Below are 13000 nucleotides of genomic sequence, written 5' to 3' on the forward strand. Positions count from 1 at the left end.
ATTTGATGGGCTGCCCCGTCGCCTTCGACATTACGAGACTGGCGACGCGCGTTTTGAACCGCACGCCAAACGGCATCGATCGGATTGATTCGGCCTTCGCGCGACGGTTTCTCGGCGCCCCCGCGCCCGATCATTTTGCCATGATGATGACGTTGCAGGGCCCGCGCGTCATCGCCGCCGCCGGCGCCGCCGATATCGTCAATGGCATTTTCGCGCATTGGGGCGAAGACGAAGCGCCTGACGCCGACGAAAGCTATCGCCGCATCGTCAAATGGATTTCAGGCGACGCGAATACATTCGAAGGCGCCGAACGCGTTGCGCGCGGGCGAACCGGACAAGCCGCCGGCGTGATCCGCTGGCTCGGACATCATGGCTTTCCACTTGGCAAATCTCCGGCCGCGGCTTTGCCCAAAGGCGCGCGCTATCTCAACGTCAGCCAGTTTCCGCTGTGGATCCCGAGCTACTTTCGCTGGCTGAAGCAGCGCCCCGACGTCCGCGGGGTCTTTTTCATTCATGATTTGCTGCCGATCGAAGCCCCCGAATATTTCCGCAAGGCCGAGTATGAGCGTCATATGCGCCGCCTCGCCAATCTGGCGGAGTTCGGCGCAGCGGCGATCGTGACGACTGAGGTGGTCAAGGAGACGCTGCAACGTCATCTGGCGCCGCTCGGACGAGCCGATATGCAGATTCTGGTTGCGCCAATTCCGGCCTCGCCGATTTTTTCCGGTCGCGCCGCCAAGCCGGAACCGCAGTTCGGCGCGCCCTATTTCGTCGCCTGCGGCACCATCGAGCCGCGCAAGAACCATCTTCTGCTGTTGCATGTGTGGCGCGAACTTGCGCGCCGCGATGGGGCGGGGGCGCCAAAACTCGTTTTGATCGGCGCCCGCGGGTGGGAGAACGAAAACGTCGTCGACCTGCTCGAACGCTGCCGGGCGATCCGGCCCCATGTCATCGAAGCCTCGGGTCTTTCGACGCCAAGCCTGAAGGCGCTGCTCGAGGGGGCGCGGGCTCTGCTGATGCCGTCTTTTGCGGAAGGCTTTGGCTTGCCGATCGCCGAGGCGCTCGCCTGCGGAACGCCGGTGATCGCGTCCGATATCGCCGCCTTTCGCGAAAGCGGCGGCGGCTGCGTCACGCTGGTCAGCCCGATCGACGGGGAAAAATGGCTGGAGACGATCCGCGCCTTCGCGGTCCCCCAGTCTCCCGAACGCGCGACGGCGGAAGCGCGGGCAAAGCGCTTTGAGGCGCCGAACTGGGACGGCTATTTCGCGACGGTCGAGGCGTTTCTGGCGAGCCTATAAGGGCTTCGTCGACGCATAGCGCTGATTGGGGCGCAGCTGGGCGACGGCGGGTTTGGCGCTGGCGGATGCGGCGCTGGCCGGCCGGCTGTCCTCGCGCCGCAAGCGGCTCGCAACCTTAAATGTGTTGACCACGAACAAAGACACGAAGATCCCGCCGACGAGGCAGAAGACGAGATCATAGGCCGAGAACGCCTGGCCGGCGATCATGATCTTGGAGGGGCCGGACATATACATCCAGAAATTGATCAGGATGAGGCCGAGGCGAAGTTCGGTTGGTCCAAGAGCCAGGAAGGACAGCTGGAAACTGCCGGACACATGATTGTAGAGGAACACATACATGCACAGCAGAAAATAGCCGATCAGCACAAACAGCGCCACGTCGAGCCGAACATAGGCTGAGAAGCCGAGGCCCGCCAAAATCAAAAGATTGCACAGGGCGTCGACGGCGTGGTCCAGAAAATAACCGTAGCGCGGCCGCTCGATATGGCGAAAGCGGGCGAGGCTCCCATCGAGCGAGTCGCCAAACCAGTGGACGAAGAACCCAAACGTCGCGAGCCAGAAAAAAGCCGGATCAAACCGGCTTCCGACATATCCCGTCAAAACAACAAAAGCGCCGAAGACGCCGAGCGCCGTCAGTCCATCAGGCGTTACGGCGCCCGGTATGCGCGCGCAAATCCAGTTGAGAATGGCTCGCTCGCGTCGGGCGAGAATATTGGCCTGAACGCGAATCGTCGGTTGCGTCTTAATCCTTGATGCTGTCTCCTGCCCGAGACTGATCGAATGGGTCAAAAGCCGTTCCCCCGACTTACGCGTTACATCACGGTATGCTCGTAATTACATGATCGCAGCTTCCCCAAGCGCGACCAAGGCCCCTCATTCGCCTGCGGCAAAATAGTCCGGCACTGTGTCAAAAAAAAGCCATGTCTCTCACAATCGCCATCGTTTTTCTCATCTGGATCGTGATCGAGATCGTGAGCACGCTGTCCGCGTGGCGATACACCTGGGGCCTGCCGCGCGCGGAAATTCCAGGGCGAACGCCGCCCGTCGCGATTATCGTCGCGATCAAGAACCGCTCCGCCGTCTCCGCCGAATTTCTCATCCGTCTGCGCGCCCAGGCCTATCCCGACTATCGCATCATCGCGGCGGTGGAATCGACGGACGATCCCGCTTTCGCTCTTCTGCGTGAGGCAGAAAGCGAGCCCGGCGCCCAGATTGTCACAATTGTGGCCGGTCCGGTTGAGCATGGCGGCCAGAAGGTCTGGAACCTGCTCGCCGCCCTCACGGCGCTCAAGCCTGCGGATGAAATCATCGCCTTTACCGACGCCGACACGCTGCCATCGCCCGAGTGGCTGCCGCGGCTCGTCTCGTCGCTGACCGACGCCGGACATGACGCCGTGACCGGCTATCGCTGGATGATCCCGACGGACGGCCGCATCAGCTCGGCGGTCGTCGCCGCCGCCAATGCGTCAATCGTCACGACGCCCCGCATTCCGGCGGTCATCAATCTTTGTTGGGGCGGCGCAATGGCGCTGCCGCAGACGACGCTGGAGCGGATCGACATCGGCGCCTATTGGCGCGGCGCGATCAGCGACGATCTGCAGATGACAAGGGCGCTCGGCGCCGCCCGATGCGCTATTTTTTCGCCGCGCCAGAGCCTGCTCCTTTCCCCGGTCGAGATGGGCTGGGAGGAGGCCTTCGCCTTCGGCCAGCGGCAATACCGCCTGATGCTGACTCATGTTCCGCTGCTCTGGCTGTTCGCCGCTTTCGTGATGGCCATGCCGGCCGTCGCCGCCGTCGCCGCCGCCATTCTGGCGCTCCAGGGACACGCCAGCGCGATCGCCGCGCTGATCGTTTCGATCGGGCTCGGCGAATTGCGCTATTGGAACAGGCGCCGCATCGTGCGCGCGTTGTGGCCCGAGACGGCGCATGCCGACCTTGCTACCTATTGGCGGGTCGAGCGGTTCATGCGGCCGTTGTGGCACGGTTTTCATCTCGTCTGCATTTTCGCGGCGCTCGGCTCGCGCCGCATTTCCTGGGCCGGCTTCGAATATCTGGTGCGAGGCCCGCAGGACGTCATGGTGCTGCGCCGGCCGCCGCCACGGGACTAAAGGTCTGTTTCATAGACCCTGAAGGTGCGCGTATGGCGGGCCGGCAGGCTGGCGACGAGATTGAGAATCGCGTGGTTCGTCTCAAGCATCCAGCTGATTTCCATCTCCTCGACTTTGGCGCGCCGCGCCTGCTCGATCGCCTGCGCCAGCAGCAGCAAAACCGCCATCGACCCGATCCGCGTGCCGCGCCAGCGGCTCGCGACGCCGATCATCGGCAGCCGCGTCATGCGCGTGCCGCGCCCGTGGATCCGGCCCAGCATGCGCGCCCAGCCAAAGGGCAGCAATTTGCCGTCGAGTCCCTGCAGCGCCTCATTGACGTCAGGGATCTGCGACACGACGGCGATGTCTTCGCCCTGCCATTGCGCCATCCTGATCCATGAGGGTTTGGAGACCGGCAGCATCAGATTGGCGATCATTTTGGCTTCGCGTGGACTGACCGGGATCGAGCTCCAATTGTTCTGCCAGGCGTCATTATAAAGTTCGAGGACGCGCGGAAACTGGGTCGACCATCGCAGCAGCGAAAGGCCATAGGTCTTGATCTCGCCGGCCGGAGGGAATCGCGCCGCGAGCCTTGCGACGCGCTCGGGAAAATCCGTCTCCGCGATCGTGCAGACATAAGCGAAAAGATCCATCGCCTTGCGCAGCCCCAAGGCTTCAAGATGCGCGCTATAGAAGGCTGGCGCATGGTTGGTGCGCACGACATGAGGCTCGTCAAAACCGTATACGAGCAAGCCGGTTTCATGATTGATCGAGAGGCTGAACGGCCCGCGCATTCGGCTGAGCCCATGCCCGCGCAGAAACGCACCGGCCCGCGCAATCAGCGCGGCGAAAACCGCGCGGTCGTCGATCGCGTCGATCAGGCCGAACTGGCCGCAGCCATCGTGATATTTTTCGAGATGAGCATGATTGACGATCGCAGCGATTCGCCCGACAGGCGCCCCGTCGCGAAACGCGACGAAAGCCTTGATGTCGTTTTCGAGCATCAGGGGCGAGGTTTTCGGATCGAAAATCCAGCCCATCTCGTCGGACACCGGCTCGACCCAGCGCGGATTGCTCGCTTGTCCCCGCCGCGCCGCCTCGATGAAGGCCTTAAGATCCGCGGCGCTTCTAACCTCGCGAACCTCGACGCCGCTCAAGCGCCCTCGCCCTTGGCCGGTCCCGTGACGGCGCCGAAAAAGTCGCTCTCGCCGATCGCCTCGATCGACTCCGCCACGGCGTCGACCGCGAGGCAAATCTGCTCCGCGCTATGCTCCGAGGTCAGGAAGAAGCGCAGCCGCGCAGCGCGTTCAGGCACCGCGGGATGGATGATCGGCTGCACATTGACGCCGCGCTCGTAGAGCTTCTGGCTGAGCGCGACGGCCGAGACCGAATTGCCGACCAGAACGGGAATGATCGCATGGCCGGAGCTCGCGCCCGTATTCAGGCCGCGCGCCCTGGCCCTGTCGAGAAACAGGCGGCAGACCTGCCGCAAACGCTCCACCCGCTCGGGTTCCCGGCGAAAAATCGCCAGCGCCGCGGCGGAGGCGGCGGCAAGCGGCGGCGAGAGCCCGACCGAATAAACAAATCCGCCCGACATGCATTTCAAATATTCGACGAGCGCCGTCGGCCCGGCGATGAAGCCGCCGCAGCCGGCCAGCGTCTTCGACATTGTGCCCATCCAGATATCGACGTCGCGCGGATCGACGCCGGCATGTTCGAAAAGGCCGTATCCCCTCTCGCCGAGAACGCCGAGCCCATGCGCCTCATCGACCATCAGCCAGGCGTCATGCTTCTGTTTCAGCTCCACGAGCCGCGCCAGGTCGGGACTGTCGCCGTCCATGCTGTAGAGGCCCTCGACGACGACCAGCGCGCGCTCGAACTGGCCGCGCAGGGACGTCAGCAGGGCGTCGAGAGCGTCGACGTCATTGTGCGGGAAACTGCGGCGCTCGGCGCGCGACAGCGCCGCGCCAAGAACAATGCTGTTATGGGCGAGGGCGTCATGCACGATAAGGTCTTTCGGCCGCATGATCGCGCCGATCGTCGCGACATTGGCGCCATGGCCGCTGACGAAAACGACGCAATCCTCCTGCCCGTAATGAGCCGCGAGATCCCGCTCCAGCGCGCGATGTCCCGGACGCTCTCCGGCGACGACGCGGCTCGCCGAGGCGGACGTCCCAAAGACGTCGATCGCCGCATGCGCAGCGGCGCGAACCTCCGGATGCTGGTTCAGCCCGAGATAATCGTAGGACGAAAAATTGACGAAGCGCTTGCCGTCGATCACGGTCGTCGCTCCGGCCGCCGTCTCATGCAGCCGGAAAAACGGATTGTCGAGGCCGACGACGGCGGCCATGGAGCGCTGCAGCCTGAGCTCCTGATAGCCCGGCAGATTCTGGAAATCCATTATGCCGGAGCGGGGCGTGCGCTGTTGCGGCGCTGGAGCGGCCTCGGTCTTCGGCGGAGCGGGATGGGCGCCGAGGCGATTCAGGACCAGCCTGTCGAGCCTTTGCCGATCCTCCTCGTCGAGGCCGGACTTCTTGCGGGGCTTCATGATGAAATCCGGTGCGTTCAAGAAAACGGGCTGGGAAGCGTCCCGCTTGGCGTAAAGCCCTGAGCGAGCGGCGGAAAGACAACGGGACCTCAATAGAGGATAACCCCGCAAACGTCCATTTGCAGGCGGCGGCAAGGCTGCTAAGCAGCGCTGCGCCGCCCGCGCCGACGATTTTGCGTTTCCGGCGCAAAATCATCGTGATCCAAACGCCCCCGCAACGCCATTTCGCAGGTTGTATTGTCCGTTCCTGAAGCCACAGCCGACTATCCCCTCTGCCCGGTCACGGGCGAGCCGGCCGCGGCGCTGATCCAGACCGTCAGTTGCGAATTTCTGGCGCGGCTGTGGGAAATCGAATTCAAGGTCGACGCGCGCCCGAGTTTCGGCGGGGCGACGCATCTTTCGCTTTGGCGCTCGCCGACGGGGCTGATGTTTTTCTCGCCGGCGCCTGTCGGCGACGCCGATTTCTACAAAACGTTCTACAAGACCCTCGGCCCCAAATTATTTCCAAGCGAACGCCGTCCGCGCGCCGAATTCCGCCTCGCCGCCAGCCATATCGCGTCGGGCGCGCGCGTTCTTGACGTCGGTTGCGGCTTTGGCGGCTTTCGTCCTTTTGTCGCGCACGCGGACTATCTCGGCCTCGATCCGCATTTTTCCGGGGAGGCGGCCGACTGGTCGCTATCCGAGAGCCTTGGCGAGCATCTCATCAAGAATGCGGGCGCCTATGACGCGGTTTGCGCCTTTCAGGTGCTTGAGCATGTCGAAAGGCCGGCGGATTTCTTCGCCGAAATGACGGCGGCGGCAAAACCCGGCGGCCTCGTCATCGTCGGCGTTCCGCATGTCCCCTCGGCGATGACGCGCATCCCGAACTTCCTGCTCAATGCGCCGCCGCATCATTTGACCTGGTGGAGCGAGGACGCGCTGCGGGCGCTGGCGGGCAGAAATGGGCTTGCCGTCGAGACAATCCAGCCCGTCGCATGGTCAAAAATGGACAGCCTCGTTTACTGGATCGAGCGCTGCTCGCCGGTGCGGTGCCGCGACGTCTATTTCAAGCACGCATGGCCCTGGCACGCCGCGGCCCTGACCGGCCTCATTCTGGGTTATGTCGCGAACAAGCTTTTTGGGCCGCCGCGAAAGACGAAGGACGAAGGCGCTGGCCTGCTGCTGGCGGCGCGCAAACCGCTCGAGCGTTGACGCTGGTCCGAAAAATCCGCGGCTTTTGTGGCCCTGACGCGATCAATGCACCTTTCGATAGAACTCGATGGCGTCGTCGAGATCGCCGAAGGCGAGCAGCTTGCCGCGATGAAGCACAAGGCCGCGTTCGCAATAGGCTTTGACGGTGCCGATATCATGCGACACCATGATCATGCTGCTGCGGCCGCGCTTTTCGTCAAACGCCTGTCGCGCCCGCAAGGCGAAACGCGCATCGCCCACGGCCGTGAGTTCATCGACGAGGTAGCACTCGAAATCCATCGCCATCGAGAGGCCGAACGCCAGGCGCGCGCCCATGCCGGATGAATAGGTGTTGACCGGCATGTCGAAATAATTGCCGAGCTCGGCAAAATAATCGACGAATTCGATCACGCGCCGCGTGTTCGCGCCATAGATCCGGCTGACGAATTTGACGTTTTCGCGGCCCGTCATCGCGGAATGGAATCCGCCGGCAAAGCCAAGCGGCCAGGACACGCGCACGTCGCATTTGATACGGCCAGAATTGGGCAGTTCCGTGCCAGCAATCAGACGCAACAGCGTCGATTTTCCGGCGCCGTTGGGCCCGAAGATGCCATAGGAATAGCGCGTATCGAAGGTGTAGGTGACGTTGTCGAGGACGACCTTGCGATGGTTTTCCGTCTTGTAAATTTTGGTGACGCCGGACAGGCGGATCATCGGCTCATCCGCCAAGCTTCCGCTGGATCGCGCGCCAGGCCGCCATCCCTGTAACATAGAGCAGCGCCGAGGCGACGACGCCAAGCAGGCTGTACACGAGCCGATACGGGCCGCTCGCCTCATATGCGAGAACCGGATGGACGAATGTCGCCAGATAGACTTTCTTGCCCTCGGCGTTGACCCGCGCCCGTTCAAGCGCCGCGGCCGCCAGAGTATATTGCTTTTCGGCGATCTGGCGTTCGAGCTCGAGCTCGTCGAAACGCGTTATCTTGCCGGAGAGCGCCTGCGACGGCGCATCGCCCTGCGATGTCACCTGATCTTCGAGGCTCGCGATCTGTTCGCCGATCACATCGACGCGCGTGCGCAAGATCTGCACCTGCGGCGCGGCGGGGCCGACATTGCTGCGCGCCGCGGCGCCGATGTCCTGCTCGAGGCGGATTTTCTCCAGGCGCAACTCCGCCACCAATTTGCCGATGCCTTCGGCCGTCCGCCGCGGGTCGAGGGTCGCCTGCGTATTGCGCAGATCGCGCAGCGCCACGCGCGCCGCGCTGAGGCGGGATTCGGCGCGCGCAAGCTCCATCCCGGCCTGCGCGACAGCATCCTTAAGCGCGCGGGTCGACAGGCCATTGACCAGCCGCTCGCTCAAATCGACCGTGGCGTTGGCGACTTTCAGCGTGTCTTCCGGCGAAAAGGCGCTGACCTTGACCGTCACAATTCCGGAGGGCGATTCGATCGATGCTTTCAGCTGCCCGACCCAATATTTGACAAAGGCCTCGATTGGCTCGCCCGCGTTGAAGCGCGAAAGCCAGTCAATGGAATGTCTGGAATAGATCGCACGAAGATCGATCTCTCGCTCAAGTGCTTCGACGATGGCTTGGCTCTTGACGTAATTGGAGACAATGAGGGAATCCTGAATTTGCGTGAAGGAGGCAAGGCCGGTCAGCGCCGAGATCGCGTCGGTCGCGACTCGCTCTCCGCCCCTGACCGCAAAACGCGCCTCGGAGGTATATTCGCTCGACGCGATCAACGAGAAATATGCGACCGAGGCGACCGCCGGAATGACGAAGAGGATGACAAACCCGATCAGCGCGCTGCGCGACCGGCGGATCTGGCTGAAGCCGTGATGGCCGATTCGTACGCCAACCGCCCAAGACGGCCGGGCGACTCGCTTGCCTTTGACGAGGCGCAAGCCGCGCGCCGCACGCCGCCATTCTTCTGCCGCGCCGGCCGCTCTGGCGAGCGCAACGGCATGAGCCTTGGCGAACGCCCCCGACTTGACGGAAGACGCGTCCGCTTCTCCGCCGCTCATTCCGGCCTGACCCATGTGTCTCTGGTTCGCTTTCCCTGCATTGCGGCGGACATTATAGATATTATCTTGAAAATGACGAAATGCTCCACTTAGAAGAGCACAGTTATTAAATCATTTTGTCGCGATAACGGCGCCCACCGCTGCCGTAGCTAGAACCGACGTGTTGCTTCGCTGATTCATCGGCCCCGGAATCGACGATCGGGTATGAGGCGTGACGATGCTTTCGAAAAGGGGCGGCCGCAGTCGGAAAGTCGACATACAGGCGAAGTGTCTTAGCGCAGGCGCGTCAAGGCGGCGGCGTCAAGATAGCCACCGGCGCCGGCTTGACTCATTCTCGAATTTGACTTGATGCGGATGCGCAGAGACGGCACTCTCCCGCGAAAGAGAAGGCGAAATGCACGGTCGCCTCTCCAAAACCTGCCAAGCCATCGAAGGATCGATCCGTGGAAGCGCTGAGCCTGTTGCAAGAATTCGAAATTCACCCTAGCGGCATCATTCACGTTGGCGCCAATGATGGTCTTGAATTTGACGCGTACCGCCAATCCCGAGCCGATACAGTCGTCTACGTAGAGCCAATTTCCTCCATTCACGCGAGCCTCAAGGCGAAAGTCGAGTCCTGCAAGAACCACTTTGCGGTCAGGGCGCTCTGTTCGTCGAAGTCCGGCGAGAAAGTGACGTTCAATATTTCAAGCAACGCGGGACTTTCGTCCAGCATGCTTGACCTTGGCAATCATGCGAAGATTCACCCGTCCATAAGTTTCGTCGCCAGCGAAGAGATGACAACCATCACGCTCGATGACTTGCTTGCTGACAAATTTCCGCAATCGCGCTTCAATCTCCTCGTGCTCGATGTGCAGGGGGCCGAGTTGATGGTCCTGAAGGGTGCTGTTGAAACATTGAAGTCGCTCGACGCGGTCTACACGGAGATCTCCGAGGCGCCTCTCTATGACAATGGCTGTACCTGGCGCGATCTTGATTCCTTTCTCGGCCCATTCGATTTCTGGCTGAAGAATATGACAATTGGCAGGACGGGCTATGGAGATGCGCTCTTTGTGAAGAATGCCTCCTTCTTCTCCCCCCTTCGCATGAAGAAAGTCGACCGGCCCGGCGTAAATGTGGCGCTGCACAAATGCGCCACGCAGAGTAGCATCAGCGCTTTTTCCAGGGCGCAGGAGGCGCAAAATGCCGTGAATGGCGTTGTCACCGGATCCTACGCATTTCATACTGCCGAGGAAGCACGGCCGTGGTGGCAAGTTGATCTTGGCGCGCTGACCTCAATCGACCAAGTGATGGTCTTCAACCGCCTGGATATAGCGGCCGATCGAGCTTTTTCATTTGTTCTCAAGCTGAGTTCAGACGGCCAACGCTTCGAGCAAGTCTATGCGCGCAGTGGCGAGCCTTTCGGAGGAGCCGATGGAAATCCCGCCCGCATCAAACTGAATGGTGCGGTCGCGCAATATGTTCGTATTGAACTAGCTGGGGGAGGCTACCTCCACCTCGATCAGGTCGAGGTCTATACGACGACGTAAAAAGCACGGCCCTATTTTGTCGCGCCTTTGACCTCTGAGATCTCCAGCGCGTCCAGCGGATAATCGATCATCATTTCTCTTTGCTCCGGCGTATTCGCCCAGTCGCCAATCTTGATATATTCGCCCGCCGTGTCGACGATGCTATAGACATGCTCGATGCCGGGAATCGAATCATATCGTCCACCCACTAAGGCGAATTCATTGAGCTCGGGGCCGAAGAAATGGACGGAGCGAATCTTCGTCGAGAGCTTGCAGACGGCGTAGCCGAAAGTGCCAAATCCAAAGGCAAGATGCGGCGCATCGATCAACGCCGCGAGATCCTCGGCCAACGTGCCAGACTGGGCGCGGAAAGGAATTCGCGCGTTCGTCAGATATGTCTCAAGGGCGGGGATGCATGGATTGCCGCGGTCCTCGTAGACGAGCCGCACCCTGCTAATCGTCCCGGCGGCGCGCAGACGATCTACGATTAGCTTGTAGAAAGCGAGGGGCGGCTGCCTGTACCAGGCCCAGGCACGTTGTGGTCCGTCAAAGATATCCCCTGACCTGATGTGAATCGTTAGCTCATCGGCAGCTCGCTTTCCGTCAGGCCGCAATTGGGCGAGGACATGCGGACGTATGGTCTCGCGTATGATTTTACAGTGCTCCTCCTCCGTAGGCGTCAAATTGGGAGCAAAATCGGTCATATGAAGAAATACGCCGCCGACACATGAGCCGTCCGCGGGAAGCGCCTCGCCAGCCGGGATAAGGGTCAGGTCGTCGATCATAGACGGTGTCTTTGGATCGAACAGGTCGTGCCGTCCGAGCTGGACATATTTCAGCCCGGTCTTTTGCGCGAGTAGGATGGCGTTGGCGGTCTGTTCGAGCAGATTTCCGAAGCGCCCGCTATGATTGATCTTGAGCCCGGCGACCGGGAGCGCGTCGTCCGCCGCCGCCGTCTTTTCCAAAGTATAATACCACCAGCTTTGAGCGGGGTCTTCGAGTCGATGTTTAAGGTTTGAGAGGCTATGTTTAGCTCGGAAATCGACGAAAGGAACAAGGTCGGGACGTACCAAGATTTCGACCTGCGCCAGATGCAGCGCTTGGCGTTCCTCCAACGAAAGCCGCACATATCGGCCGCTGACGCGGCTCGCGAGGGAGACATTGAGAGGCGATCCTGTGGGGCCGCCAGAAAAATAATGGATGCCCGCATGGATCACCGACCAATTCTGGCCATCGTGCGATATCTCTATCTTAAGAGTCCGGGCGCGCTCTGGTAACATGTCGAGACGATTGTGAACAACGATCCGCTCAATCGGATAGAGAGCAAGGAGATCAATCTGCCACCAGGGTTTGTCTTCAAAGTCTGTGTGGAATGCATAGCCCGGCGGGAAAATTCCTGAGACGGCCTTATTCGCTTCGTTGGTAACTGACCATTCGGACAGGCTGCTTTGCGATGCTGGCTTTCCGATCGCCACATTCGCAAGCCGGGATCCCGCTTGCAGCGCAGATATTTCGTATTGCTGCAGGCGATGAAAATATTCGACCCGTTCCTCGCAAGCGGCAAAATTCTCCAATGTCAGATGTGTTGGAAGAAACGGAAAAAACCACAGCAGCTTGTCTTTGTGGCCAGTGTTCGGATAGTCGATTGATGTCGGATAGAGCGTGCGCGACGGCTCGCGGCGAACAATGTTCGATCTGATGTACGATAGTTCAATTATACCGAATACTGGAATGCCGCACACAGGATATATTCCGTTCTGCCCGTCGCAATTATTCGCATGTACATGAAACAGTGTATAAAACTTGTTTATCTTGCGAAACATTTGGCAGAATTTAGCTCTGTACACGGAGTCCTCAAGACAATTCACGTTGTGGATTTCCATAACGATTTGCTCGAAACGGCAGAGCGTCTTTTCCCCGATCGCCACAAATGCGTCGAATTCCGCGCCTTCCACGTCGATCTTCAGAATAAGGCGATCGCCGGTGATATTATGCCGGGTCAGATGATCTTCGATGCTGTAGAGGCTTTTCGGGCTGTCGGTTATTCCCGCGACGCCTTCCTTGAAGAAATGCATTCTGCTGGTGGTCGCGTTGACGCCTTCGATCGTATGATCGAACATGTAAACGTCGTGACCCGCCTCGGCCATTTCCCTGTCAAATTCATATTCGAAGCTAATTCCGTAGCTCACGATGGCCTGATCGACGGAGAGATCGTCCACAAGGACATAGCCCCCATCTCCCTTGGGCCCGATCCGACGCTTCGGCTTGTCGATATCGTAAGGGGTCAGCAACGACAACGCTTCGACGACTGGATTCATTCCTGGCCTCTTCTGGCATGTACGCTCCCACGCTAAGTCGGATCGGAG

At 60.6% G+C, this 13000-nt stretch carries 10 protein-coding genes; 4 read left to right on the plus strand and 6 right to left on the minus strand.

Annotated elements, in window-relative coordinates; all coding sequences use genetic code 11:
• Positions 1–5: 5 nt before the first annotated feature.
• Complete coding sequence (locus MSIL_RS13865) at positions 6–1298, plus strand: glycosyltransferase family 4 protein (protein ID WP_012591715.1); 1293 nt, start codon at positions 6–8, stop codon at positions 1296–1298.
• Here MSIL_RS13865 and MSIL_RS13870 read toward each other — a convergent pair.
• Entirely contained in the window at positions 1293–2087 is a 795-nt protein-coding gene (locus tag MSIL_RS13870; RefSeq protein WP_012591716.1) for a CDP-alcohol phosphatidyltransferase family protein, read from the minus strand. The genes MSIL_RS13865 and MSIL_RS13870 overlap by 6 nt on opposite strands.
• A 131-nt stretch (positions 2088–2218) precedes the next feature.
• On the opposite strand from MSIL_RS13870, the gene MSIL_RS13875 reads away from it, so the two are divergent.
• On the plus strand, positions 2219–3406 hold the full coding sequence (locus tag MSIL_RS13875) for a glycosyltransferase family 2 protein (protein ID WP_012591717.1): 1188 nt from the start codon (positions 2219–2221) through the stop codon (positions 3404–3406).
• On the opposite strand, the gene MSIL_RS13880 is transcribed toward MSIL_RS13875, so the two are convergent.
• Together MSIL_RS13880 and MSIL_RS13885 are read right to left on the minus strand one after the other, a co-directional pair.
• Entirely contained in the window at positions 3403–4542 is a 1140-nt protein-coding gene (locus MSIL_RS13880) for a GNAT family N-acetyltransferase (protein WP_012591718.1), read from the minus strand. The genes MSIL_RS13875 and MSIL_RS13880 overlap by 4 nt on opposite strands.
• The gene (locus MSIL_RS13885) at positions 4539–5933 is read right to left on the minus strand and encodes an aminotransferase class I/II-fold pyridoxal phosphate-dependent enzyme (RefSeq protein ID WP_012591719.1); all 1395 of its coding nucleotides are present in this window, start codon (positions 5931–5933) and stop codon (positions 4539–4541) included. Before MSIL_RS13885 ends, MSIL_RS13880 begins: the two co-directional genes overlap by 4 nt.
• Positions 5934–6170: 237 nt before the next feature.
• Between MSIL_RS13885 and MSIL_RS13890 the strand changes: the two genes are divergently transcribed.
• Positions 6171–7124: a class I SAM-dependent methyltransferase gene (locus MSIL_RS13890; RefSeq protein ID WP_012591720.1), complete on the plus strand. Its 954-nt coding sequence runs from the start codon at positions 6171–6173 to the stop codon at positions 7122–7124.
• 42 nt (positions 7125–7166) lie between these two features.
• Here the strand turns inward: MSIL_RS13890 and MSIL_RS13895 are convergent, their stop codons facing one another.
• A complete protein-coding gene (locus tag MSIL_RS13895; RefSeq protein ID WP_012591721.1) occupies positions 7167–7817 on the minus strand; it encodes an ABC transporter ATP-binding protein in 651 nt (216 codons plus the stop codon).
• Between the two features lie 4 nt (positions 7818–7821).
• Positions 7822–9126, minus strand: coding sequence for a KpsE/RkpR family capsule polysaccharide export protein (locus MSIL_RS13900; RefSeq protein WP_187148659.1), 1305 nt, complete (start codon positions 9124–9126; stop codon positions 7822–7824).
• 443 nt (positions 9127–9569) lie between these two features.
• Here MSIL_RS13900 and MSIL_RS13910 point away from each other — a divergent pair, with 443 nt between their 5' ends.
• Entirely contained in the window at positions 9570–10655 is a 1086-nt protein-coding gene (locus tag MSIL_RS13910; RefSeq protein ID WP_012591723.1) for an FkbM family methyltransferase, read from the plus strand.
• An 11-nt stretch (positions 10656–10666) separates the two neighbouring features.
• Here the strand turns inward: MSIL_RS13910 and MSIL_RS20275 are convergent, their stop codons facing one another.
• Positions 10667–12952, minus strand: coding sequence for a galactose-binding domain-containing protein (locus MSIL_RS20275; protein WP_049768176.1), 2286 nt, complete (start codon positions 12950–12952; stop codon positions 10667–10669).
• Positions 12953–13000 lie beyond the last annotated feature (48 nt).

Origin of the sequence: Methylocella silvestris BL2, from assembly GCF_000021745.1 — a bacterium.
GTDB classification, from domain to species: Bacteria; Pseudomonadota; Alphaproteobacteria; order Rhizobiales; family Beijerinckiaceae; genus Methylocapsa; species Methylocapsa silvestris.

Bases quoted from the DNA above. Each gene is read 5' to 3' on its own strand.
- MSIL_RS13865 (WP_012591715.1), top strand. From the start codon at position 6: ATGGGCTGCCCCGTCGCCTTCGACATTACGAGACTGGCGACGCGCGTT.
- MSIL_RS13875 (WP_012591717.1), top strand. From the start codon at position 2,219: ATGTCTCTCACAATCGCCATCGTTTTTCTCATCTGGATCGTGATCGAG.
- MSIL_RS13885 (WP_012591719.1), bottom strand. From the start codon at position 5,933: ATGAAGCCCCGCAAGAAGTCCGGCCTCGACGAGGAGGATCGGCAAAGG.
- MSIL_RS13895 (WP_012591721.1), bottom strand. From the start codon at position 7,817: ATGATCCGCCTGTCCGGCGTCACCAAAATTTACAAGACGGAAAACCAT.
- MSIL_RS13900 (WP_187148659.1), bottom strand. From the start codon at position 9,126: ATGAGCGGCGGAGAAGCGGACGCGTCTTCCGTCAAGTCGGGGGCGTTC.
- MSIL_RS20275 (WP_049768176.1), bottom strand. From the start codon at position 12,952: ATGAATCCAGTCGTCGAAGCGTTGTCGTTGCTGACCCCTTACGATATC.